This is a genomic window from Polaromonas sp. (genome assembly GCF_031411155.1).
In the GTDB taxonomy this organism is placed as follows: domain Bacteria; phylum Pseudomonadota; class Gammaproteobacteria; order Burkholderiales; family Burkholderiaceae_C; genus Polaromonas.
In genome coordinates this window covers 1-1,689 of sequence record NZ_JANOAL010000071.1, presented here as the reverse complement: position 1 = coordinate 1,689, position 1,689 = coordinate 1, and the positions used below count along the sequence as shown (strand labels likewise).

The window sequence follows — 1,689 nt, the reverse complement described above, 5'->3', positions numbered from 1 at the left end:
GAAAGCAACCGCATGAACGCCCCGCTCCCGCTCAGAATCACCCGGCAGGCCGCCGCTGCGGCCTACGACGGCGTGGCGCGCGCCAGCAACGAGGTGGCGGGCCGGCTGGCCGTCCGGCTGGCTGCCGAAACCCAGGGCGAGTTGCTGTTTTCACCCGCGGACCGGGGCCGCTACGCCACCGATGCGTCGATCTACCAGGTGATGCCGGTGGGCGTGCTGGTGCCGCGCATGGCCGACGACGTGACCACCGCGCTGGCCATTTGCCGCGACCTGGGCGTGCCCATCGTGCCGCGCGGCGGCGGCACCAGCCAGTGTGGACAGACCGTGGGCGCCGGGCTCGTCATTGACTACAGCAAACACCTCAGAAACATTCTTCATGTGGATGCCGCCGAGCGCAGCGCCGTGGTCGAGCCCGGCATGGTGCTGGACCACCTGAATGCCGCCTTAAAAAAGCACGGCCTCTGGTACCCGGTCGATGTATCGACCAGCGCGCAGGCCACACTGGGCGGCATGGCGGGCAACAACTCCTGCGGCAGCCGCAGCATTGCCTACGGCAACATGGTGCACAACGTGCTGGGTGCCAGCGCCTGGCGCGCTGACGGCAGCCTGCTGGAGCTGGGCCGTTATGACAATGCCTGCGGGCCGGCGCGCGCGCTCGGCGACTACGTCAAAACGCTGTCAGACCAGCTCAGGCCCGAGCTGCAGGCGCACTGGCCCAAGGTGCTGCGCCGCGTCGCCGGCTACAACCTGGACATCTTCAACAACCAGAACGAAAGGCCGTACACGCAAGATGGTTCGGTCAATCTGGCACACCTGCTGATTGGCAGTGAAGGCACGCTGGCGCTGACGAAATCGCTGACGCTGCGCCTGGCCGAGCTGCCGCGCGCCAAGGTGCTGGGCGTGGTCAACTTTCCGACCTTTTACAAGGCCATGGACTCGGCGCAGCACATCGTCAAGCTGGGCACGGATGGAACCCTGACGGCGGTCGAGTTGGTCGACCGCACCATGATCGAGCTGTCGCTGCAAAACCTGGCCTTTGCGCCCACGGTGCGGACCGCGCTGATTGGCCAGCCCGACGCGATTTTGCTGGTGGAATTTTCAGGCGCCTCCAAGACCGCCCTGATCCCAAAAATCAGGCAGCTGGTCGAGCTGATGGGCGACCTGGGCCTGCCCGGTTCGGTAGTGGAAATGATTGAGGACGCGCCGCAGAAAAACCTTTGGGAAGTGCGCAAGGCCGGCCTCAACATCATGATGAGCCTGAAGGGCGACGGCAAGCCGGTGAGTTTTATCGAAGACTGCGCCGTGCCGCTGGACAAGCTGGCCGAATACACCGAGGCACTCACGCAGGTGTTTCGCAAATACGGCAGCAAGGGCACCTGGTACGCCCACGCCTCGGTCGGCACACTGCATGTGCGGCCGATTCTGGACATGCGCCGTGAGGGCGCGGCCAAGATGCGCTCCATTGCCGAAGAGGCCTCGGCCCTGGTGCGCCACTACAAGGGCGCCTACAGCGGCGAACATGGCGACGGCCTGTGCCGCGGCGAATGGGTGGAATGGCAGTTCGGCCCCAGGATCAACGAGGCGTTTGCGCAGATCAAGAACCATCTCGATCCGCTCAACCTGCTCAGCCCCAACCGCATCATCAATCCGCCCAAAATGGACGACACGCGTCTGATGCGTTTCCCGCCC

1 protein-coding gene is annotated in these 1,689 nt (G+C 65.0%); it reads left to right on the top strand.

The window, feature by feature from the left end:
• Positions 1 to 12: 12 nt before the first annotated feature.
• A partial coding sequence (locus RMO23_RS04095; RefSeq protein WP_309678828.1) for an FAD-binding oxidoreductase occupies positions 13 to 1,689 on the top strand: 1,677 nt, incomplete at its 3' end.